The sequence below is a fragment of the Streptococcus infantis genome, assembly GCF_047463175.1.
Taxonomy (GTDB): domain Bacteria; phylum Bacillota; class Bacilli; order Lactobacillales; family Streptococcaceae; genus Streptococcus; species Streptococcus infantis_AC.
Genome location: NZ_JASHEJ010000002.1, coordinates 39,783 through 61,920, shown reverse-complemented (window position 1 = coordinate 61,920; position 22,138 = coordinate 39,783). Strand labels below are relative to the sequence as shown.

Annotated in this window: 20 protein-coding genes and 1 tRNA gene; 17 read left to right on the top strand and 4 right to left on the bottom strand. The window is 38.4% G+C overall.

Features of this window, described 5'->3' with window-relative positions; genetic code table 11:
• Positions 1-77: 77 nt before the first annotated feature.
• Entirely contained in the window at positions 78-1,394 is a 1,317-nt protein-coding gene (locus QM859_RS04115; RefSeq protein WP_414262221.1) for an FAD-containing oxidoreductase, read from the bottom strand.
• 341 nt (positions 1,395-1,735) lie between these two features.
• Here QM859_RS04115 and QM859_RS04110 point away from each other — a divergent pair, with 341 nt between their 5' ends.
• The 15 genes from QM859_RS04110 to QM859_RS04040 all read left to right on the top strand — a co-directional run bounded on the left by QM859_RS04110 (position 1,736) and on the right by QM859_RS04040 (position 16,457).
• On the top strand, positions 1,736-3,310 hold the full coding sequence (locus tag QM859_RS04110; RefSeq protein ID WP_036753502.1) for a DEAD/DEAH box helicase: 1,575 nt from the start codon (positions 1,736-1,738) through the stop codon (positions 3,308-3,310).
• Positions 3,311-3,583: 273 nt separating this feature from the next.
• Positions 3,584-4,372, top strand: a complete 789-nt coding sequence (codY, locus tag QM859_RS04105) for a GTP-sensing pleiotropic transcriptional regulator CodY (RefSeq protein ID WP_006150201.1) — start codon at positions 3,584-3,586, stop codon at positions 4,370-4,372.
• Positions 4,372-4,947 carry a cysteine hydrolase family protein gene (locus QM859_RS04100; RefSeq protein ID WP_414262220.1) on the top strand — a complete coding sequence of 192 codons (576 nt, stop codon included), beginning with the start codon at positions 4,372-4,374 and terminating at the stop codon, positions 4,945-4,947. Before codY ends, QM859_RS04100 begins: the two co-directional genes overlap by 1 nt.
• Before the next feature lie 77 nt (positions 4,948-5,024).
• A tRNA-Leu gene (locus tag QM859_RS04095) sits at positions 5,025-5,110 on the top strand.
• 135 nt (positions 5,111-5,245) lie between these two features.
• Positions 5,246-6,523 (top strand): ABC transporter permease, encoded by a 1,278-nt coding sequence (locus QM859_RS04090; protein ID WP_414262219.1) that lies wholly within the window; start codon positions 5,246-5,248, stop codon positions 6,521-6,523.
• Positions 6,524-6,536: 13 nt separating this feature from the next.
• Positions 6,537-7,169: an ABC transporter ATP-binding subunit Vex2 gene (vex2, locus tag QM859_RS04085; RefSeq protein WP_006150586.1), complete on the top strand. Its 633-nt coding sequence runs from the start codon at positions 6,537-6,539 to the stop codon at positions 7,167-7,169.
• Positions 7,170-7,499: 330 nt separating this feature from the next.
• Positions 7,500-8,879 (top strand): ABC transporter permease subunit Vex3, encoded by a 1,380-nt coding sequence (gene vex3 / locus QM859_RS04080; protein WP_036753491.1) that lies wholly within the window; start codon positions 7,500-7,502, stop codon positions 8,877-8,879.
• Positions 8,880-8,949: 70 nt separating this feature from the next.
• The gene (locus QM859_RS04075; RefSeq protein WP_414262218.1) at positions 8,950-9,606 is read left to right on the top strand and encodes a response regulator transcription factor; all 657 of its coding nucleotides are present in this window, start codon (positions 8,950-8,952) and stop codon (positions 9,604-9,606) included.
• The gene (gene vncS / locus QM859_RS04070; protein WP_414262217.1) at positions 9,603-10,922 is read left to right on the top strand and encodes a sensor histidine kinase VncS; all 1,320 of its coding nucleotides are present in this window, start codon (positions 9,603-9,605) and stop codon (positions 10,920-10,922) included. Before QM859_RS04075 ends, vncS begins: the two co-directional genes overlap by 4 nt.
• 147 nt (positions 10,923-11,069) lie before the next feature.
• Complete coding sequence (locus tag QM859_RS04065; protein ID WP_033688381.1) at positions 11,070-11,951, top strand: class II fructose-bisphosphate aldolase; 882 nt, start codon at positions 11,070-11,072, stop codon at positions 11,949-11,951.
• Between the two features lie 129 nt (positions 11,952-12,080).
• Positions 12,081-13,013: an alpha/beta fold hydrolase gene (locus QM859_RS04060; protein WP_414262463.1), complete on the top strand. Its 933-nt coding sequence runs from the start codon at positions 12,081-12,083 to the stop codon at positions 13,011-13,013.
• A 347-nt stretch (positions 13,014-13,360) separates the two neighbouring features.
• On the top strand, positions 13,361-14,353 hold the full coding sequence (locus QM859_RS04055; RefSeq protein WP_414262216.1) for an ABC transporter ATP-binding protein: 993 nt from the start codon (positions 13,361-13,363) through the stop codon (positions 14,351-14,353).
• A gap of 1 nt (position 14,354) precedes the next feature.
• The gene (locus tag QM859_RS04050) at positions 14,355-15,173 is read left to right on the top strand and encodes an ABC transporter permease (RefSeq protein WP_414262215.1); all 819 of its coding nucleotides are present in this window, start codon (positions 14,355-14,357) and stop codon (positions 15,171-15,173) included.
• A 1-nt stretch (position 15,174) separates the two neighbouring features.
• Entirely contained in the window at positions 15,175-15,960 is a 786-nt protein-coding gene (locus tag QM859_RS04045) for an ABC transporter permease (RefSeq protein ID WP_414262214.1), read from the top strand.
• A gap of 182 nt (positions 15,961-16,142) precedes the next feature.
• Positions 16,143-16,457, top strand: coding sequence for a hypothetical protein (locus QM859_RS04040; protein WP_414262213.1), 315 nt, complete (start codon positions 16,143-16,145; stop codon positions 16,455-16,457).
• Positions 16,458-16,618: 161 nt separating this feature from the next.
• On the opposite strand, the gene QM859_RS04035 is transcribed toward QM859_RS04040, so the two are convergent.
• The 3 genes from QM859_RS04035 to QM859_RS04025 all read right to left on the bottom strand — a co-directional run bounded on the left by QM859_RS04035 (position 16,619) and on the right by QM859_RS04025 (position 19,646).
• Positions 16,619-17,344 (bottom strand): hypothetical protein, encoded by a 726-nt coding sequence (locus tag QM859_RS04035; RefSeq protein ID WP_414262212.1) that lies wholly within the window; start codon positions 17,342-17,344, stop codon positions 16,619-16,621.
• 165 nt (positions 17,345-17,509) lie between these two features.
• Positions 17,510-19,177: an N-acetylmuramoyl-L-alanine amidase gene (locus QM859_RS04030; RefSeq protein ID WP_414262211.1), complete on the bottom strand. Its 1,668-nt coding sequence runs from the start codon at positions 19,175-19,177 to the stop codon at positions 17,510-17,512.
• A gap of 109 nt (positions 19,178-19,286) precedes the next feature.
• A complete protein-coding gene (locus QM859_RS04025) occupies positions 19,287-19,646 on the bottom strand; it encodes a DUF3397 domain-containing protein (protein WP_254724609.1) in 360 nt (119 codons plus the stop codon).
• Positions 19,647-19,891: 245 nt separating this feature from the next.
• Here QM859_RS04025 and QM859_RS04020 point away from each other — a divergent pair, with 245 nt between their 5' ends.
• Complete coding sequence (locus QM859_RS04020) at positions 19,892-21,142, top strand: dicarboxylate/amino acid:cation symporter (protein WP_414262210.1); 1,251 nt, start codon at positions 19,892-19,894, stop codon at positions 21,140-21,142.
• A 13-nt stretch (positions 21,143-21,155) separates the two neighbouring features.
• On the top strand, positions 21,156-22,097 hold the full coding sequence (locus QM859_RS04015; protein WP_368910309.1) for an ATP-grasp domain-containing protein: 942 nt from the start codon (positions 21,156-21,158) through the stop codon (positions 22,095-22,097).
• Positions 22,098-22,138 lie beyond the last annotated feature (41 nt).

Sequence of the window (22,138 nt, the reverse complement as noted above, 5' to 3'; positions counted from 1 at the left end):
CTGAAAAAGACAGATTTGAGATTTTGGATAAGAAAAAACAACCCTAGGAGGGTTGTTTTTTATAAGTTTGTCTTAGCTTAAATCGCAAACAAGTCATTCAAGTTTTCAGCCAATGTTGGGTGAGTGAAGATTTGTTTTGTGAAGTAAGTGTATGGGATTTTGTTGTCCATAGCAACAGTAATAATGTTGATGATTTCTTGTGATCCTTCAGAGAAGATAGTTGCACCTAGAATTTCTTTAGTTTCAGTGTTGACAACAGCTTTGAAGGCTCCACGAAGGTCACCATTTACATGACCACGAGGCATAGCAGCAACAGGGATTTCCTTAACAGCGTATGGAAGTTTCAAATCAGCTACTTGGCTTTCAGTCAAACCAACTTGTGAAAGTGCTGGTGTGATAAACATGGTGTTTGGAACATTGAGACGGTCTTCAAGTGTGTAACTGCCATCACCAGCAAGGTAGCTGTAAACAACACGGAAGTCATCTAGTGAAATGTAGGTAAATTGAAGTCCACCGTTGACATCTCCAACTGCAAAGACACCAGGAACGTTTGTTTGACAATGTTTGTCCACCTTGATAGCACCACGTTCAGTTAGTTGAATATCCGTATTTTCAAGTTGAAGTGGTTCTACATTTGGTTTACGTCCTGTTGCGTAGAGAAGGGCATCGAAACGGTAGGTTTCATTCTCTGTCACGACAAGAACTTGGTCACCATCGTTTTTGATTTCAGTAGTATGGATATTTTGAAGGAGTTCAATGCCGTCTTCTTCCATGTATTGTTTAGCAAGAGCAGCAATAGAAGGTTCTGCGCGAGGTAGGAAAGTATCTAGAGCATCTAAGACTGTTACCTTGCTTCCAAGTTTATTGTAAAGACCAGCAAACTCAAGACCGATATTTCCACCACCAAGGATTCCAAGCTTCTCTGGTAATTGTTCCAAGTTTTGGATACCAGTTGAATCAAAGACATTCTTGCTAGTAGATAGTCCTGGGATAGGCAAAACGTTTGAAACAGCACCAGTGTTGATGACGATTGTTTCAGCAGTTAGTTCTTTCTTTTCATCACCAGCTTGAATTTCGATGACTTTATTAGAAACAAAGTGGGCTTCAGCATCAATGATATCAACTCCAGTACCAGCGATAGTAGCATAGTTTTTACCATTGAGGCGGCTCGTAATTGTATTTTTTGTTGCCATAACCTCGTCAAATGACAAGTCTTTTTCTGCGGCAACTAACAAGGTTTTAGTTGGAATACAACCGATGTTGATACAAGTTCCACCATACATTGCTTTGTTGCGTTCGATAAGGGCAACTTTTTTACCAGCTGAAGCTAGTTTGGCAGCAAGAGTTTTACCTGCCTTACCAAATCCAATAACAATTAAATCGTATGTTAACATTTTTAAATCCTCCTGTTTGATTTCATTCTAGCATAAGAAAAAATTTTTTTCACAATTCTGCTACGGAAAAAAATATTGGACTAAAATAGTCTCACGAAGCTTTTGAGAATCAAGTTCAAAAAATAGAAAAATCGTTTACATGATTTAATCAAGTGGTTAGACTATCTTTTGGCCCTCTCTTGTGTTATACTAGATAAGTTGCAAAGAAAGCAGTACTTTTCTTTAGTGGAAAAGAAGCAACACGATCTTTCATATAAAGATATGAAAAACCGTCATGAAAAGAAAAGTATAAATTAAGCGCTATAGGGTGGCTTCGCACCACCTTTAGAAAGAAGAAAAACGTGAAATTTAATGAATTTAACTTATCTGCCGACCTTTTAGCAGAAGTTGAAAAAGCAGGATTTGTAGAAGCAAGTCCTATCCAAGAGCAAACCATTCCTTTGGCTCTTGAAGGAAAAGATGTTATCGGTCAAGCACAGACTGGTACAGGGAAAACAGCAGCCTTTGGCTTGCCAACCCTTGAAAAAATTCGAACAGAAGAAGCAACTATCCAAGCTTTGGTGATTGCCCCAACTCGTGAACTGGCTGTTCAAAGTCAAGAAGAGCTTTTCCGCTTTGGTAGAAGCAAGGGTGTAAAAGTTCGTTCAGTCTATGGTGGCTCAAGCATTGAAAAACAAATCAAGGCTCTTAAATCAGGTGCTCATATCGTAGTAGGAACACCAGGGCGTCTTTTGGACTTGATTAAACGCAAGGCTTTGAAATTACATGATATTGAAACCTTGATTTTAGATGAAGCAGATGAAATGCTGAACATGGGATTCCTTGAAGATATTGAAGATATCATCTCTCGTGTACCGGAAAATCGTCAAACCTTGCTCTTTTCAGCGACTATGCCAGATGCCATCAAACGTATTGGTGTTCAGTTCATGAAAGAGCCTGAGCATGTGAAGATTGCTGCCAAAGAATTAACAACAGAATTAGTAGACCAGTACTATATTCGTGTTAAAGAACAAGAAAAATTCGACACCATGACTCGTCTTATGGATGTTGATCAACCTGAGTTATCAATCGTTTTTGGTCGTACCAAACGTCGTGTAGACGAGCTAACTCGTGGGCTTAAAATCCGTGGTTTCCGTGCAGAAGGGATCCATGGAGATTTGGACCAAAACAAACGTCTTCGTGTCCTTCGTGATTTTAAAAATGGTAACCTTGATGTCTTAGTTGCAACAGACGTTGCTGCTCGTGGTTTGGATATTTCAGGTGTGACTCATGTCTACAATTACGATATCCCACAAGATCCTGAGAGTTATGTTCACCGTATCGGTCGTACAGGGCGTGCAGGTAAGTCAGGTCAGTCTATTACCTTCGTTTCACCTAATGAAATGGGTTATCTACAAATCATTGAGAACTTAACTAAGAAACGCATGAAAGGTCTTAAACCTGCAAGTGCAGAAGAAGCCTTCCAAGCTAAGAAGCAAGTAGCTCTTAAGAAAATTGAACGTGATTTTGCGAATGAGGAGATTCGTAGCAACTTTGAGAAGTTTGGCAAGGATGCTCGTCAATTGGCCTCAGAATTCAGCCCAGAAGAATTGGCCATGTATATTCTCAGTCTAACTGTTCAAGACCCAGACAGTCTTCCTGAGGTTGAGATTGCACGTGAAAAACCTTTACCATTTAAACCATCTGGTGGTGGCTTCGGTGGCAAAGGCAAGGGTGGTCGAGGAGGCCGTCGTGGGGATGACCGTCGAGACCGTGATCGCCGTGGCAATGGACGTCGTGATGACTATCGTAAAGGTGGACGTTCAAAGGATCGCTTTGATAAAGAGAAGCGTTACCGTAAGGATACTAAAAAACCACGCAATACTTCAAGCGAGAAGAAAACAGGCTTTGTTATTCGTAACAAAGGAGATAAATAACAAAAAAAAGCGGTTCACTGAGGTGGATCGCTTTTATATATAAGGAGACCGAGAGTCATATGAAAAGTAATACGAGAAGTTTGTATTTATAAATTTGTTATCTTGTAATATTATTCTATCAAAAAATCAGGAAGCTGTCAATAAGAAAATAATAAAAAATAGGAAAAATTTTCGAATACACTTGAATTGCAATTCAATAAACAATTTTCAGATAATTGTTGAAGTAGTCAGAATTTTATGATATAATGAAAGCGATTATATGCGAGGTAAAAAATGGCACATTTATTAGAAAAAACAAGAAAAATCACATCAATTTTAAAGCGTTCGGAGGAGCAATTACAAGATGAGCTTCCTTATAATGCCATTACACGTCAATTAGCAGATATTATTGACTGTAACGCTTGTATTGTGAATAGCAAGGGTCGTTTGTTGGGCTACTTTATGCGCTACAAAACTAATAATGACCGAGTAGAGCAATTCTTCCAATCAAAGACTTTCCCAGAAGATTATGTGCAAGGTGCAAACATGATCTACGATACGGAGGCCAATCTTCCAGTAGAGCATGATTTGACAATTTTCCCAACTGAGAGTCGTTCTGATTTCCCAGATGGTTTGACAACAATTGCTCCAATCCATGTCTCTGGTATTCGCTTGGGTTCATTGATTATATGGCGTAATGATAAAAAGTTTGAAGATGAAGATTTGATTCTGGTTGAGATTGCCAGCACAGTAGTAGGAATTCAACTCTTAAACTTCCAACGTGAAGAAGATGAAAAAAATATTCGTCGTCGTACGGCTGTAACTATGGCGGTTAATACCCTTTCTTACTCTGAACTTAGAGCAGTATCGGCTATTCTAGCTGAATTAAATGGTAATGAAGGTCAATTAACAGCTTCAGTCATTGCAGACCGTATCGGTATCACTCGTTCTGTAATTGTTAATGCCCTTCGTAAACTTGAATCGGCAGGGATTATTGAGAGTCGTTCTCTTGGTATGAAAGGAACTTATCTCAAAGTTCTCATTCCAGATATTTTTGAAGAAGTGAAAAAGAGGGACTATTAATGGCTAAGGCTTTAATTTCTATTGACTATACAGAAGATTTTGTAGCGGATCATGGGAAACTGACTGCGGGAGCTCCAGCTCAAGCAATATCTGATGATATATATGGGGTGACTCAAAAGGCTTTTGAACGTGGAGATTATATCTTTTTTACCATCGATGCTCATGAGGAAAATGATGTCTTTCATCCTGAAAGTAAACTATTCCCTCCACATAATATTATTGGGACTAGTGGACGCAATCTGTATGGCAAGTTAGCAGACTTTTATCAGGAGCATGCTGATGATAGTCGTGTTTTCTGGATGGATAAGCGTCACTATTCTGCTTTTTCTGGAACAGATTTGGATATCCGTCTCAGAGAGCGTAGGGTAGATACAGTCATTTTGACAGGAGTTCTTACAGATATCTGTGTCTTGCATACGGCGATTGATGCCTATAATCTTGGTTACCAGATAGAAGTTGTGAAACCAGCAGTAGCATCCATTTGGCCTGAGAATCATGCCTTTGCACTTGGACATTTCAAGAATACACTTGGTGCGAAATTGGTTGATGAAAATTTGCTTGAAATTACAGAATAATACATTTCAAGATGAAAAAATCTGAAAAAAGTCTTGACAATTTTTTTCAAAGTTGATATACTAGTAAAGTAATCGACGCGGGGATGGCGGAATTGGCAGACGCGCAGGACTAAGGATCCTGTGACCGCTTTAGGTCGTGAGGGTTCAAGTCCCTCTCTCCGCATAGGAAAAGAGTTAGCTTTGGCTAGCTTTTTATTTTTCATCAAAAAGAGCAAAAATATTTTTGCTCTTTTTTTGGTATTTCATAAACATTTCATATTTGAATATTATAATGGTTTTACAAATATGGAGGTGCTATATGAATCCCACTCAAAGAGCTTGGGCTTACGTCAGCAGAAAACGACTGAGAAGTCTCATATTATTCTTGATTTTATTTGTATTATTGGCTGGAATATCGGCTTGTTTGACGCTCATGAAGTCTAACAAAACAGTAGAAAATAATCTCTATCGCTCATTGAATACTTCTTTTTCTATTAAAAGAATAGAAGCAGATCAGACTTTTCAACTGTCTCAACTAGATGACCTTAAAAAGATAAAGGGGCTTGAGAAGATTTCACCTGAGCTAGAAACAATAGCCAAGTTAACTGACAAAGAAGTTGTTACTGGAGAACAAAGTATCCAAAGGGATGATTTGACAGAGGCTGAAAAAAATCTTATCAGTTTAATTGCTTTAGAAGATTCTTCCAAGGATGTTTCTTTTACAAGTTCCGCCTTTAGTCTTAAAGAAGGAAGACATCTCGAAAAAGGGGATCGTAAAAAAATCTTAATCCATGAAGATTTAGCTAAGAAAAACAATCTAAAGCTAGGAGATAAGATTAGTTTAAATCCTGGTCAAGTTGAAGGAAATAGTGGACAAAGGCTAGACTATGAAATCGTAGGTATTTTCTCAGGTAAGAAGCAAGAGAAATTTACCGGTCTCTCATCAGACTTTAGTGAAAACACGGTCTATACAGACTACGAAAGTAGCCAAACTCTTCTTGGAAATAAGGAAGCTCAAGTTAGCGCCGCTCGTTTTTATCTAGAAAATCCAAAAGATATGGACAGCATCATTCAAGAGGTTGAAAAGTTATCCCTAGAAACTAAAGGTTACCAAGTCGAAAAGGAAAATAAGGCTTTTGAACAAATCAAGGATTCAGTTTCGACCTTCCAAACCTTCTTACAAATTTTCCTCTATGGCATTATGATTGCTGGTGTAGGAGCGCTGATCTTGGTCTTGTCACTTTGGTTACGAGAGCGAGTCTACGAGGTTGGTGTTTTATTGGCACTAGGTAAAGAGAAAATAGCAATCTTTAGCCAATTCTGCCTGGAAGTCATCCTAGTTTCATTGGCATCTATTTTGCCTGCATTTGTAGCTGGGAATGCCATTACTTCCTATCTCTTGAAGACTGTACTAGCAAGCGGTGACCAAGCTGCACTACAAGATACGCTAGCAAAAGCAACGAATCTTTCAACAAGTCTTTTATCATTTGGAGAATCTTATATCTTCCTACTTATCATTAGTTGCTTGTCAGTTGCACTTTGTTTCCTATTTTTATTTAGAAAATCACCAAAAGAAATTTTATCATCTATTAGTTAATGAAGGAGAAATCATGACTTTACTACAATTACAAGATCTTACTTATCGTTACAAAAACACTGCAGAAGCAGTATTATATAAAATCAATTACGATTTTGAACCTGGCAAGTTTTATAGTATTATCGGAGAATCAGGAGCTGGGAAGTCAACACTCTTATCTCTATTAGCAGGACTTGATAGCCCAGTCGAAGGAGCTATCTTATTCGAAGGCAAGGATATTCGTGAACAAGGTTATTCTTATCATCGCATGCACCACATCTCGCTAGTTTTCCAAAACTATAACTTGATTGATTATCTTTCTCCATTGGAAAATATCCGCTTGGTTAATAAAAAAGCTAGCAAGGATACCCTTCTTGAACTTGGTTTAGATGAAAGTCAAATCAAGAGGAATGTTCTCCAATTATCAGGAGGGCAGCAACAACGTGTTGCCATTGCTCGTAGCCTTGTATCGGAAGCACCAGTGATTTTAGCAGATGAACCAACAGGAAACTTGGATCCTAAGACTGCTGGGGATATCATCGATTTGCTCAAATCTCTCGCTGAGAAAACAGGCAAGTGTGTGATCGTTGTGACCCACAGCAAGGAAGTAGCACAGGCGTCAGATATTACACTTGAATTGAAGGATAAGAAATTGACTGAAAAATAGAGTCTACTTCTTAAACTTTTGGAATTGCTTTAGTAAACTATTAAGTAATTATAAACGAAGTGATTCTTAAACAGTTATTTCCCGCTATAGTGGTATCCTAGATAATAACTTTGTTATTATCTAGGACGGGATTTTTGAGAGTAAAATAGTTTGGGGAACTATTTTAGTCTGAGCCTAGAAATGAAATGGCGAAGAGCTCAAAAATAAATCGTGAAATTCCCTGGATTTCTAAAATCATCCACTGGATAATTTTACCTCCCGTCCGCACTATTTAAGGGAAATAAAGAAATATAAAAACATATAAGCGAAGTAAATCTAGAAAGGAATCTTATGTTACACAACGCATTTGCCTACGTCACAAGAAAATTTTTCAAGTCTATTGTGATCTTTCTTATCATTCTCTTGATGGCTAGTTTGAGTTTGGTCGGCTTGTCTATCAAGGGTGCGACAGCCAAGGCTTCTCAAGAAACCTTTAAAAATATTACCAATAGTTTCTCCATGCAAATCAATCGTAGGGTCAATCAAGGAACTCCACGTGGTGCTGGGAATATCAAGGGTGAAGATATCAAAAAAATTACCGAGAATAAGGCCATTGAATCCTACATCAAACGGATTAATGCTATCGGTGATTTGACAGGCTATGAACTGATTGAAACGCCTGAAACCAAGAAAAATCTAACTGCAGATCGAGCTCAACGTTTTGGAAGTAGCTTGATGATAACAGGGGTCAATGACTCTTCTAAAGAAGACAAATTTGTGTCAGGCTCTTACAAACTAGTCGAAGGTGAGCATTTAACCAATGACGACAAATACCAGATTCTCATGCACAAAGACTTGGCTGCTAAACACGGCTGGAAGGTTGGAGACAAGGTCAAACTGAACTCCAATATCTACGATGCAGATAATGAAAAAGGAGCCAAGGAAACAGTAGAAGTAACGATTAAAGGACTTTTTGATGGACATAACAAATCTGCTGTGACCTACTCACAAGAACTTTATGAGAATACAGCTATCACAGATATTCACACAGCTGCCCAGCTCTATGGTTATACAGAAGATACAGCTATTTATGGTGATGCTACCTTCTTTGTAGCTGGAGATAAGAATCTAGATACTGTCATGCAAGAATTAGGGTCTATCAACGGCATCAACTGGAAGATGTATAGCTTGATTAAGAGTTCATCTAACTATCCTGCCCTTGAACAATCTATCTCAGGCATGTACAAGATGGCTAATCTTCTCTTCTGGGGTAGCTTGAGCTTCTCTGTTCTTTTACTTGCTCTCTTACTGACACTATGGATTAACGCCCGTCGTAAAGAGGTTGGAATTCTCCTTTCAATTGGTCTAAAACAAGCAAGTATTTTAGGACAATTTATCACAGAAGCAGTTATGATTGCAATTCCAGCACTAATTTCAGCTTACTTCTTAGCTAACTATACTGCTCGTACTATTGGAAATACAGTTCTTGCAAATGTCACATCAGATGTGGCTAAGCAGGCTAGTAAGGCAGCCCAAGCCTCTAATCTTGGAGGTGGTGCAGAAGTTGACGGCTTTAGCAAGACACTTTCAAGTCTGGATATTTCCATTCAACCTTCTGACTTTGCTATCATCTTTGTACTTGGTTTAGTTCTTGTAGTATTAGTTATGGCACTTGCTTCAAGCAATCTCCTCTTTAAACAACCAAAAGAACTCTTGTTGGATAGTGAATAAAAAACCTGCTACCTATTCTCACTCAAATGAGATATAATATAGGTAGCATTTTTGATAGAAAAGGATTTATATGAAAATTCTAATTGTAGAAGATGAAGACATGATCCGTGAGGGAATTAGTGACTATTTGACGGATTGTGGCTATGAAACCATTCAGGCAGCAGATGGGCTTGAGGCCTTAGAACAATTTTCCAATCACCAAGTTGCCTTGGTTCTCTTAGATATTCAAATGCCGAAACTCAATGGTTTAGAGGTTTTGTCAGAAATCCGTAAAAGTAGTCAAGTACCAGTCTTGATGTTGACAGCCTTTCAGGACGAAGAATATAAGATGAGTGCCTTTGCTGCATTGGCTGATGGTTATTTGGAAAAGCCTTTTTCTCTATCTTTGTTAAAAGTACGAGTGGATGCCATCTTTAAACGTTATTATGATGTAAGTCGTATTTTTACCTATAGGGACACCGAGGTAGACTTTGACAGCTATAGCGCCAAAGTGGCTGATCAAGAAGTTGCAGTGAATGCAAAAGAGCTGGAAATTTTAAACTATCTGGTTAAAAATGAAGGTCGAGCCTTAACACGGTCGCAGATTATCGATGCTGTATGGAAGATGACAGATGAGGTTCCTTTTGACAGAGTGATCGATGTCTATATCAAGGAACTACGAAAAAAATTGGATCTAGATTGTATTCTTACCGTGCGCAATGTTGGTTATAAATTGGAGAGAAAATGAAACGTTCAGGTTTATTTAAAAAGATATTTATTTATACCTTTTCGGTATTTTCTACCTTGGTCATTTGTTTGCATTTGGCCATCTATTTCCTCTTTCCATCAACCTATCTCAGTCATCGTCAGGAGAGCATAGGCCTCAAGGCTACAGAAATTGCCCAGTCCCTCCAAGGCAAAGATAGTCAAGCTATTCAGGAAGTCCTTGAACTTTATTCTAAAAGCAGTGATATTAAGGGAGCTGTTAAGGGGGAGATGACTCAGGATAAGTTGGAAGTCAATGATAATCTTCCCATTGATAAACAACGACAAACGGCCTCCTTGGTTATTGAGGAAAGAGAAGTTCAAACTAAGGATGGTCAGACGATGACCTTGCAGTTTTTAGCTTCTATGGATTTGCAGAAAGAAGCAGAAGACATCAGTCTTCAATTTCTGCCTTATACTTTATTAGCATCTTTCATCATTTCGCTCCTCATCGCCTTTATCTATGCTAGAACCATTGTTGCTCCTATTTTGGAAATCAAACGAGTGACTCGACGGATGATGGATTTGGATGCAGAAGTGAGGTTGCGCGTGGATTCTAAGGATGAAATTGGCGATCTTAAAGAACAAATCAACAGCCTTTATCAGCATCTCTTGACTGTGATTGCAGATTTGCATGAGAAAAACGAGGCCATCCTCCAGCTGGAAAAGATGAAGGTTGAGTTTTTACGAGGTGCTTCCCACGAACTGAAAACACCTCTAGCTAGTCTAAAGATTCTTCTGGAGAATATGAAAGCCAATATTGGACGCTATAAGGATCGGGACCATTATCTGGGAGTTTCTTTGGGTATTGTGGATGATTTGAGTCACCATGTACAGCAAATCTTATCTCTTTCTTCAGTGCAAGAATTGCGAGATAAGAAAGAAAAAATCAACCTTCTTGAAATGACAGATTTTCTCTTAAAGGATTATGATTTATTAGCCAAAGAGAGGGAAATCTCAGTTGTGAATCAACTGACTGACCAACAAACTTATCTAAATCCTTCGGTACTAAAGCTGGTTCTTTCCAATCTTATCAGTAATGCTGTGAAACACTCTGTTCAAGGTGGTTATTTAAAAATTGGGACAGAAGATGGCTGGCTTTTCATTGAGAACGCCTGTACACCTGAGGAGCAAGATAAGTTTGAACAATCCTTTGCGGTTTCTAGTCGACAAAGTAAGGGAGCTGGTTTGGGACTATTCGTAGTTAAAAGTTTATTGGAAAACGAAGAAATTGACTATCGATTTGAACGCTATGAAGACCACTTAGCCTTTTATATGAACCTACCCAAAGACCTTTAAGATTAGGACTTTGAGGAGAGTTACATATTTTAAGATAGAAGAAATTCAATTCAAACTACAGGAAAAACTAGATTTTTTTGTCAAAAAGTGATAAAATGAACAATGTAAATGGGATATCCCATAAAAATATACAGGAGGCCTGATAAAATGGCAATCGTTTCAGCAGAAAAATTTGTCCAAGCAGCTCGTGACAACGGTTATGCAGTTGGTGGATTTAACACAAACAACCTTGAGTGGACTCAAGCTATCTTGCGCGCAGCAGAAGCTAAAAAAGCTCCAGTTTTGATCCAAACTTCAATGGGTGCTGCTAAATACATGGGTGGTTACAAAGTTGCTCGCAACTTGATCGCTAACCTTGTAGAATCAATGGGTATCACTGTACCAGTAGCTATCCACCTTGACCACGGTCACTACGAAGATGCACTTGAGTGTATCGAAGTTGGTTACACTTCAATCATGTTTGACGGTTCACACCTTCCAGTTGAAGAAAACCTTAAATTGGCTAAAGACGTAGTTGAAAAAGCACACGCTAAAGGTATCTCAGTAGAAGCTGAAGTTGGTACTATCGGTGGTGAAGAAGACGGAATCATCGGTAAAGGTGAATTGGCTCCAATCGAAGACGCTAAAGCAATGGTTGCAACTGGTATTGACTTCTTGGCAGCTGGTATTGGTAACATCCACGGTCCTTACCCAGCAAACTGGGAAGGTCTTGACCTTGACCACTTGCAAAAATTGACAGAAGCTCTTCCAGGCTTCCCAATCGTATTGCACGGTGGATCAGGTATTCCTGATGAACAAATCCAAGCAGCTATCAAACTTGGTGTTGCTAAAGTTAACGTTAACACTGAATGCCAAATCGCATTCGCTAACGCAACTCGTAAATTTGCTCGTGACTACGAAGCAAACGAAGCAGAATACGACAAGAAGAAACTCTTCGACCCACGTAAATTCTTGGCTGACGGTGTAAAAGCTATCCAAGCATCAGTTGAAGAACGTATCGACGTATTCGGTTCAGAAGGTAAAGCTTAATCTAGCTGAACTATACTAAATGAAACCCGCCTGTGAAGGTGGGTTTTTTGTGTTGCTTTTATAGAGAATATACTTAAGACTACTATATACTAAGTTGCTAAAAGAGTCTAATTTGTGTACAATAATGCTATGAAAATACTGAAAAAATGGTTTCTTGGCTTCCTTAGTCTTATGCTTTTGTTTTTAGGCGCTACATTTTTCTATCACAGAATCAGTTTACAAAAGGAAAATAAATTTTTAACACCTATGGGGCAAACAGTTCTTGTTAATGGGCACAAAATCAATGTTTACGTTGAGGGGGATGGTCCAGAGACAATAGTAGTTCTATCAGGTGCTGGAATTGCTTCCCCAATCTTGGACTTTAAGAATGTTTCAGATTCCTTATCAAAAAAATATAAGGTAGTCATCGTGGAGCGGGCTGGCTATGGTTATAGCGAGGATAGTAATCAATCCAGAGATGTGATGGAAGTTTTGTCTGAGACACGTCAAGCTCTATCACAAGCAGATGTCACAGGACCTTTTATCATTTTGTCTCATTCAATGGCTAGTCTTGAAAGTCTGGCTTGGCAGGAAAAGTATCCTGATGAAGTGAAAGCCTTGGTTGGTCTGGATTGGGCATTACCAGCAAGTTATGAGGATTTAAAGGATAATCAGGCCTTGCTTACTGTGGCTTATTGGAGCAGTAAGATTGGCTTATTACGCTATTTCCCTGAGTCCTTTTATATAAAAAATCCAACTCTGACAGGAAGTGAACGACAACAGTATAAACTCCTAGCTTATAAGCAGTTGATGTCACAAGCCATGCTTCATGAATCCCGTTTGGTAAAGGAAAATGCCAAGAAAGTTCCCTCTAGCATCAATCCGAAAATTCCCACCTTATTACTGGTTTCTAACGGTGAAGGCACGACCTTTAGCCAATCAGAATGGCAGCATTATGCAGAGAGATTTGCTAGTGGACACTCCAATGTGAAAGTCGTCTATATGGATGCGCCTCACGAACTTTATCATTATCAAAGTCATGAAATAGTTTCTCAAATTGAAGATTTTTTAAAGAGTCATTGATGGTTTAGAGATCATTTAAATTTTAGACTGATGACAATAATTAAATGATGAAGGATTAACAGTAGAATCGTTCATTTTTTTCTTAACAACAATCCTGCCCGTGAGGGTGGGTTTTTTGGTGTTTTAAGGAACTATTAAACCAGAATTTCTGACTCAAAAGTATTATTTTAAGAGAGAAATCTCTAATTTCATAATCTACAAGCAAACGCTTGCATTCCTTTTTTTATTGGATTATAATAGGTTGGTATAAATCCTTCTGTAATAATATTGAGAAGGTGTAGAAAGTAAGGATTTAGAATATTTGTCGTCAAAAATACAAAGTTGTTTCTTACTAAAGGGAGATAGATATGGCAATGATAGAAGTGCAACATCTTCAGAAAAATTTTGTGAAGACTGTTAAGGAACCGGGCTTGAAGGGAGCTTTGCGCTCCTTTATTCATCCTGAAAAGCAGACCTTTGAAGCGGTCAAGGATTTAACTTTTGAAGTTCCAAAAGGGCAGATTTTAGGATTTATCGGGGCAAATGGTGCTGGGAAGTCAACCACCATCAAAATGCTGACAGGGATTTTAAAACCGACATCTGGTTTTTGTCGGATTAACGGTAAGATTCCCCAGGACAATCGCCAAGATTATGTCAAGGATATTGGAGTCGTTTTCGGACAACGCACCCAGCTATGGTGGGATTTGGCACTGCAAGAGACCTACACGGTCTTGAAGGAGATTTACGATGTGCCAGACTCGCTTTTCCATAAGCGCATGGACTTTTTGAATGAAGTTTTGGATTTGAAGGAATTTATCAAGGATCCTGTGCGGACTCTTTCATTGGGTCAACGGATGCGGGCGGATATTGCGGCCTCCTTGCTTCACAATCCCAAGGTTCTCTTTCTAGATGAGCCGACCATTGGCTTGGACGTTTCGGTCAAGGATAACATTCGACGTGCTATCACCCAGATTAATCAGGAGGAAGAGACAACTATTCTCTTGACTACTCATGATTTGAGTGATATTGAGCAACTCTGTGATCGAATTTTTATGATTGATAAGGGGCAAGAGATTTTTGATGGAACGGTTAGCCAGCTCAAGGAGACCTTTGGCAAGATGAAGACTCTTTCCTTTGAGCTGACGCCAGGTCAAAGTCATCACGTCTCTCATTATGAGGGCTTGCCTGATATATCCATTGATAGACAAGGAAATACTCTCAATATTGAATTCGATAGTTCCCGCTACCAATCAGCTGATATTATCAAGCAAACCCTGTCTGATTTTGAAATCCGTGATTTGAAGATGGTAGATACGGATATTGAAGATATTATCCGTCGCTTCTATCGAAAGGAGCTCTAAGATGGTCAAATTGTGGAGACGTTATAAACCCTTTATCAATGCGGGGATTCAGGAATTGATTACCTATCGAGTCAACTTTATTCTCTATCGGATTGGTGATGTCATGGGGGCTTTTGTGGCCTTTTATCTCTGGAAGGCTGTCTTTGATTCCTCGCAAGATTCCTTGATTCAGGGCTTTAGTATGGCAGATATCACCCTCTACATCATCATGAGTTTTGTGACCAATCTTTTGACCAGGTCTGATAGCTCCTTTATGATTGGGGAGGAGGTCAAGGATGGCTCCATTATCATGCGTTTGCTGAGACCAGTGCATTTTGCGGCTTCTTACCTCTTTACGGAGCTTGGTTCCAAGTGGTTGATTTTTATCTCTGTTGGACTGCCATTTTTAAGTGTCATTGTTTTGATGAAAATCTTATCTGGGCAAGGTATTGTAGAAGTGCTGGGATTAACTGTCCTTTATCTCTTTAGCTTAACTCTGGCTTATCTGATTAACTTTTTCTTTAATATCTGCTTTGGTTTTTCAGCCTTTGTGTTTAAAAATCTATGGGGTTCCAATCTACTCAAGACTTCAATAGTGGCCTTTATGTCTGGAAGTTTAATTCCCTTGGCTTTCTTTCCGAAAATCGTTTCAGATATTCTATCCTTCTTGCCTTTTTCATCCTTGATTTATACTCCGGTCATGATTATTGTTGGGAAATACGATGCTAGTCAGATTCTTCAAGCACTCGCTTTGCAGTTTTTCTGGCTTATAGTGATGGTTGGTTTGTCTCAGTTGATTTGGAAACGAGTCCAGTCCTTTATCACCATTCAAGGAGGTTAGTATGAAAAAATATCAACGCATGCATCTGATTTTTATCAGACAATACATCAAGCAAATCATGGAATATAAGGTGGATTTTGTGGTAGGTGTCTTGGGAGTTTTTCTGACTCAAGGCCTAAACCTTTTGTTTCTCAATGTCATCTTTCAACACATCCCCTCGCTAGAAGGTTGGACCTTTCAAGAGATTGCCTTTATCTATGGATTTTCCTTAATTCCAAAGGGATTAGATCATCTCTTTTTTGACAATCTCTGGGCTTTAGGTCAACGACTAGTTCGAAAAGGGGAGTTTGACAAGTATCTGACTCGTCCTATCAATCCTCTCTTTCACATCCTCGTTGAGACCTTTCAGATTGATGCCTTGGGTGAACTTTTGGTCGGTGGAATCTTACTAGCGACAACGGCGACTAGCATTGCTTGGACTCTTCCAAAATTCCTGCTTTTCCTAGTCTGTATTCCTTTTGCGACCTTGATTTATACTTCCTTGAAAATTGCGACAGCCAGCATCGCTTTTTGGACCAAGCAGTCAGGTGCCATGATTTACATTTTCTATATGTTTAATGACTTTGCCAAGTACCCGATTTCCATTTACAATTCGCTCCTTCGTTGGTTAATTAGCTTTATTGTGCCTTTCGCTTTTACCGCCTACTATCCTGCCAGCTATTTCTTGCAGGATAAGGATGTCTTCTTTAATATCGGTGGGTTGATTTTGGTTTCCCTTGTTTTCTTTGTTATTTCTTTAAAACTCTGGGATAGGGGATTAGACGCTTACGAAAGTGCGGGTTCTTAAAAATAAATCAAGCCTTGTCTCAGGACAGGCTTCTTTTTTCTTTTTTATAAAATTCTGACCACATAGTCTATCATGACTACCACATAGGCAAATCCTATTGTTTGCGATTTTTATTTCTGTTATAGTAGTAATTGTCAAGGGGAGATAAAGCTTCCTAACAAAATAGAAAATGAGGTTATATCATGAAAAAAGTAGTAGGTATCGGATTTTTAGTCGTTGCAGCAGCAGTTTTGTATTTTGGTTTAGTTGGATGGCCAAGTTTGGATGTTAACATCTGGGCACTCTTTCCAGTAGGTCTATTTCTATTCTTTACTCTTGAGAATCTAGTGAAAAAAGATTATAAAGCTAGTCTCATGTGCTTGATTATTGCTTTTATTATTGCAAATGCTATTCTTGATATTTTGCCACTTTCAAGTGGGTTGGTAATCGGTGCTGGTGTTCTGGCTTGTGTGGGGATTGGATTTCTATTTCCAGAAAAAAATATTAAAGCAAGGTAATTTAACCTGAATATGAAAAAATAATATCACTAAAGTAAAAGCCAAAATTATGAAAAAATTGAACATTTTTCAAAAAAAGAAAAAGGAGAAAACCAACTTGGTTTTCTCCTATATTTATTTAACTTATTTAAAAGTTAAATAAAATTGATAAATTCCTTAGATTATTTTGAAAAACCTGCACCAAAGCGAGTATTATCTCCAAGTTCACGAGTTGAATCATTCAAAGGTTTACCATCTGTTCCTTCAATTGGAGCAGATGTATTATAAGTTTCAGCACCTGATACACTATAAGCATCTTTATATTGTGGTGAAACAGCATAACCAAAACGGTTGTTGTGGTTGTTAGCAGCATTTGCTTCAGTAACAATTTCTGTAGTTGGACGTGTTACACCTGGAATTGCTTTTGGATCTGGAGTAGCTGGAGCTGGAGTAGCTGGAGCTGGAGTAGCTGGCTTAGCTGGAGCTGGAGTAGCTGGTTTAGCTGGAGCTGGAGTAGCTGGTTTAGCTGGAGCTGGAGTAGCTGGCTTAGCTGGAGCTGGAGTAGCTGGCTTAGCTGGCGTAGCTGATTTAGTAGCGTTAAAACCTGCACCAAAGCGAGTGTTGTGTCCAAACTCACGAGTTGAATCATTCAAAGGTTTACCGTCTGTTCCTGGATATGGTTTAGCTGGATAAGTCTTAGCACCTGCAAAATTAATAGCTTTTTCTTTTCTTAATGGAGAAACAGCATAACCAAAACGGTTGTTATGGTTATTCTTAGCATTTGCTACTGTAACTGTCCCAGCAGTTGAAGCAGTTACTCCTGGGATAGAAGGAACTTCAGTAGCTGCATAAGAAACGCTAGCAATCGCTGATAATCCCAATACACTTGTTAATAAAACTTTTTTCATTGTTTTATCTCCTCTTTAATTTTTCATTATTTTTCTAAGGCGAACCTTATTGTCTTTATTGTATCATATATGTATATATTGTCAAGTATTTATAATTTTTAAAAAAATATTTTCATTCAGAATTCTTATACACAAAAAGTCTCGAGCTTTCTCGAGACTTTTACTTTATTTACCTGCGTAATATTTTTGAATCCCTTTGACAATACCTGCAACCAATCTATTTTGGTAAGCATCACTACGAACTTGTTGGTTTTCATTGAAATTGTCAATATATCCCAATTCCAATAGAACGGCTGGTTTATCAGTTTCTCGAAGGACAGCAAAACTACTTCGTAGACGACCAGCATCCTTAGCACCTGTTTCAGCTAGTAGTGAAGAGTGAATATCTGCCGCGAGGCGATTGCTTTCACTGATTCGGTCAGGGTGGTTATGCCAGTAAGGATTGATCTTAGAAGGATAACCAGCAGCTTCTTCATAAGAATAAGTCTGAATCCCAGCTCTATTTGAAGCTGGATTACCACTAGCATTGAAGTGAATACTAATAAAGATATCTGAGTCAGTCTTATTAACCATTCTTGAACGTTCGGTGACAAAGTCTACAAAGACATCACTGTCTCTCGAAGAAAGAACAGTATAGCCGAGGCCTTCAAGCTCCTTGCGAAGCTTTTGATAAACTTGCATATTTAGTTCTTTTTCGGTGATGTTATAATAAGATGTACCGGGATCTTTACCACCATGGCCTGGATCTAGGAAGATAATATTGTTATATTTTCCCTTTTCAAAACCACGACTTACAGAAGTTTCACCAATCCATTTCCCATTGCTTTGGAATTGATGGGTTTGTCCATCGATTTTATGAGTCCCTGTAACATAGACTCCATTTTCATCCACATAGTAGCGGGCTTTATAGTAGCTATCGTCAATCCATTCGCTCTTAGCCATGTAGCCACCTGCCTTGAGGTAGTAAGAACCAATCCATTCACGTTCTGCGTAAACACCACCAGATTTCAAGTAGAACCAGCTATCATAGTTTTTATCGAAAATCCATTCTTTTTCAGCCATAGCACCGCTAGCTTTTAGGTAATAGCTACCTTGCCATTGGTTACTTGCCATAGTAGCATCTTTGTTAAAGTAGTACCAGGTACCACTGATTTTATCCCACTTGTTTTTGATTAATTTACCAGAAGCAAGTGCATAGTACCATTGTCCATCTTGCTTGACCCAAGAACTCTCAGCCATGGCACCACTATTGGTAAACAGATAGTCGTCAAAAATCGTGTTGCTGAGCATGACACCATCTTGATCAAAATAGTACCAGACACCACCGATTTTTTCCCATTTTTGTTGAGAAATTTTTCCATAAGCGTTAGCATAATACCATTTTTCTTGGAGTTTACTCCAACCAGAATCGACCATGGCCCCGCTACTAGTCAGGATATATCCATCAAAAATAGTATCACTCAGCATGATACCATCTTTGTTGAAGTAGTACCATTTTCCGTGGATTTTTTTCCAGTTTAGAACAGGGGCATTGTTTTCATAGAAACGCCAGATATTTTCCTCTAATACCCAACCTTCTTTTTGAACTTCTGGAGCCTTATCTTCTTTCTTAGCTGGAGTTTCACTTGGATTTGTTGTAGAAGTTGTTGGTACGCTTGAACTTGCTTCAGTAGAAGGAACTGCTTCCTTCGTTTCAACCTTGTTAGCCGTTGTAGGCTGTTGCGTTGTTTCTGCTGAAGTAGTTTGTACTTTACTTTCTTCAGCTAAAGCTGGGTTTGTTGTGATTCCTAGGTAAGTAAGCGTGATGGCACTTGCCAAGAGCGTTTTTTTCACTTGTTTGATCTCCTATTTTTTTAATAATCTCTTTTTAAAATGTCATTAGAAAAGCACCTCATGTGGAAGAACTAGTCGCCAACTGTTGAGGTGCTGGCATGATTTTTTTTTATTTCATCATGAAGATTTGAATAATCATAACGATGTAGATGAGCAATGTGAGTAGAAATCCAGCTCTCCAAAAGAATTTAAGGAATTTTGGATAATAAAAGCTGCGTTTTTTGCTCAGGAAGAAAAAAGCTAGAATAATAGCTAGCAAAGATAGGGCTGCCCCCAAAATGGGAAGTTGATTATGGGTAAAAACCTTTGCACTGATTAAATAGTATTCAAAAATCAGAAAAGGAAAAGCCAAATCTGCAAAGTTAATCCCCTTTTTCTTTAACTTAAAAAATCTACTAAAGATAATAGCCAAAGCCAAGGTTAGTACCAAAAGCAAGACGGAAGCGAGTTTCATTAAAATCATAACAATATTGTATCATAAAATTTGAATAAAAGGAAAGCATATTCCTTGATTTAACAGTGTTTTTCTAAAAATTTTTGTTTAGAAACTGATTTTTTATACTATTTCAAACGTCAATGTGATTTACTTTGTAAAGTTGGAGTAGTTTGAACCTTCATGATAAATCTTTTTTATGGTGACAATAAAAAATATATATTAGTCAGGAGAGAAGAATAGTAGTAGAATGAGTAGCAAATAAAACAAAGGAGTTTCTTATGAAATTAGTTACTTTATGGTCAAAACTCTCACTAGGCATTCAATTATTGGTGGCTTTGGTCTTGGGTGTTATCGCTGCCCTTATCTGGCCACAATTTGCAGGCTTTTATCAATTTTTAGGTCAAGCCTTTATTAAATTGATCAATATGGTTATCATTCCGCTAATCTTCCCAACCATCGTTGTTGCAGTAGCTGGAGTTATCGGAAAAAAATCTTTCGGAAAAATCTTGACCAAGAGCTTGGTTTACTTTTTTGCTGTAACAACTGCCATTACTCTTTTGTTTGTATTTGCTAGTTACTATTTAGGATTTGGTCAAGGAGTGAATATCGGTCAAACTGGTGGAAACCTTGATGGGATTGCTAACAATGTCAAGTTCAGCGAATTTTTGCTTGGTTTCATTCCATCAAATATCGTTAAATCTCTTTCAGATGGCGCTCTATTGCCAATTATCGTTTTTGCCATCTTTCTTGGTTACGGAATTGGGAATCTTAAGTCTGATAAATCTCAGAAAATTATCGAAGGTTTCCAAATCTGGATTGAAGCCATTTACAAGATTGTTGCAGTAATTATCAAACTATCACCGATTGGAATTTTTGGATTTATCGCTAAAGATGTTGCAACTACGGGTATCGACAAGTTGATTGGGCTTGGCCAGTTTGTCATTGGAACTTATCTGGCTTATGCTGTTTTGGTTCTCCTTATTTTCCCTTTGATTGCCGTCTTCTTTAAAGTACCTTATTTATCAGCCTTTCGTGAAAATTGGAGTCTCTTGACTCTGGCCTTTGTTACTGGAAGTTCTAGTGTGGTCTTACCATCACTTCTTAAAGATTTGAAAAAACAGGGGCATGATGAGCACACGATTGATTTAGTTGTTCCTTTAGGATATACTTTTAACTTAGAAGGAGCAGCAGTTTATTTCTCAGTAGCAACTATTTTTATCGCCCATGCCTATGGCATTCAATTTTCATTATCAAGTCTCTTGTTTACTGTTTTACTCTTGACTTTAATTGGAAAAACTGCAGCAACTGTGCCATCAGGAGCTATCGTAGTTTTATTAGCTGCAGCACCTCAATTGGGATTGCCAGTTGAAGGAGTGGCCTTGATTTTTGCAGTTGATTTCTTTGTCAATGCGGGCCGTACCATGATCAATGTTTTGGGTCAAATCTTAACAGTTAGCGTTATCGAAAAAACAGAAGGATATATTTTAGAGGAAGAAAAGGAAAGCCAATTATCAGTCAGCTTTTCTTAAGGAGATATGAATAATGAGTGAAGCAAAAGTTTATGTGATTCATGAGAATCTAGAATGGACTCAACATTTAGTGAAATGGTTGGAAGAATTAGAAGTCCCTTATGAACTATGGGATTTGTCTAGTGGGATTTTAGATTTGCAAAGCCCACCGCCGCAAGGTATCTTTTACAATCGTATGTCTGCCTCTTCTCACACAAGAGGACATCGATATGCGCCAGAATTTACAGAGCAAGTGATTACTTGGTTAGAAGCACACGGACGCAAAGTTGTGAATGGTACCGGTGCTATTAACCTTGAAATTAGTAAAATCAAACAATATTTGAAGTTAAACGAATCTGGTATCGAGACTCCTGCAACAGTTGCGGTTTTAGGGCAAGAGAATATTATTGAAGCAGCAAGAAAATTAAACATTTATCCTTTGATTACCAAGCACAATCGTGCAGGTAAGGGATTAGGCGTTCAACTCTTCCAAAATGAAGAGGAACTGGCAGCTTACGTCAATAGTCCCCTCTTTGAACCATCAGTGGACGGGATTACCTTGTTACAAGCTTACATCAAGCCAAGTGATGGACGTATCCGCCGTTCAGAGTTCATCAATCAGAAGTTTCTCTATACTGTTTCGATTGATTCTTCAGATGGATTCCAACTGTGTCCAGCAGATGGTTGCCAAATCGGCAAGAGACCAGAGCAACTAGAAACGTCTGAAAAATTCCAGATTACAGAACCTCTACCAGATGACCGGAGAGAAGCTTATGAGAATTTCTTGAAAAATGCTCAGATTGAAGTTGCGGCGATTGAATGGGTTCAATCAGAGAGTGGAGACATTTATGTCTATGATGTAAATACCAACACCAACTACAATCCTACCGCAGAAAAGAATGCCAATATTTTTGCCCACCAACACTTGGCTCAGTATCTAAAAACAGAGTTGCAAGCCCTAACGAGTGGACAATAAAGTAGGAAATTCAAAAATCCCCCAGTATCAAATGACTGGGG

What these genes read in the sequence shown, in the direction of transcription:
- QM859_RS04040 (WP_414262213.1), top strand. Translation starts at nt 16,143, where the DNA reads ATGAAAAAAGTAGTAGGTATCGGATTTTTAGTCGTTGCAGCAGCAGTT.
- QM859_RS04060 (WP_414262463.1), top strand. Translation starts at nt 12,081, where the DNA reads ATGAAAATACTGAAAAAATGGTTTCTTGGCTTCCTTAGTCTTATGCTT.
- vex3 (WP_036753491.1), top strand. Translation starts at nt 7,500, where the DNA reads ATGTTACACAACGCATTTGCCTACGTCACAAGAAAATTTTTCAAGTCT.
- QM859_RS04100 (WP_414262220.1), top strand. Translation starts at nt 4,372, where the DNA reads ATGGCTAAGGCTTTAATTTCTATTGACTATACAGAAGATTTTGTAGCG.
- QM859_RS04020 (WP_414262210.1), top strand. Translation starts at nt 19,892, where the DNA reads ATGAAATTAGTTACTTTATGGTCAAAACTCTCACTAGGCATTCAATTA.
- QM859_RS04115 (WP_414262221.1), bottom strand. Translation starts at nt 1,394, where the DNA reads ATGTTAACATACGATTTAATTGTTATTGGATTTGGTAAGGCAGGTAAA.
- QM859_RS04055 (WP_414262216.1), top strand. Translation starts at nt 13,361, where the DNA reads ATGGCAATGATAGAAGTGCAACATCTTCAGAAAAATTTTGTGAAGACT.
- QM859_RS04065 (WP_033688381.1), top strand. Translation starts at nt 11,070, where the DNA reads ATGGCAATCGTTTCAGCAGAAAAATTTGTCCAAGCAGCTCGTGACAAC.
- vex2 (WP_006150586.1), top strand. Translation starts at nt 6,537, where the DNA reads ATGACTTTACTACAATTACAAGATCTTACTTATCGTTACAAAAACACT.
- QM859_RS04050 (WP_414262215.1), top strand. Translation starts at nt 14,355, where the DNA reads ATGGTCAAATTGTGGAGACGTTATAAACCCTTTATCAATGCGGGGATT.
- QM859_RS04090 (WP_414262219.1), top strand. Translation starts at nt 5,246, where the DNA reads ATGAATCCCACTCAAAGAGCTTGGGCTTACGTCAGCAGAAAACGACTG.
- QM859_RS04045 (WP_414262214.1), top strand. Translation starts at nt 15,175, where the DNA reads ATGAAAAAATATCAACGCATGCATCTGATTTTTATCAGACAATACATC.
- QM859_RS04035 (WP_414262212.1), bottom strand. Translation starts at nt 17,344, where the DNA reads ATGAAAAAAGTTTTATTAACAAGTGTATTGGGATTATCAGCGATTGCT.
- QM859_RS04075 (WP_414262218.1), top strand. Translation starts at nt 8,950, where the DNA reads ATGAAAATTCTAATTGTAGAAGATGAAGACATGATCCGTGAGGGAATT.
- QM859_RS04015 (WP_368910309.1), top strand. Translation starts at nt 21,156, where the DNA reads ATGAGTGAAGCAAAAGTTTATGTGATTCATGAGAATCTAGAATGGACT.
- vncS (WP_414262217.1), top strand. Translation starts at nt 9,603, where the DNA reads ATGAAACGTTCAGGTTTATTTAAAAAGATATTTATTTATACCTTTTCG.
- codY (WP_006150201.1), top strand. Translation starts at nt 3,584, where the DNA reads ATGGCACATTTATTAGAAAAAACAAGAAAAATCACATCAATTTTAAAG.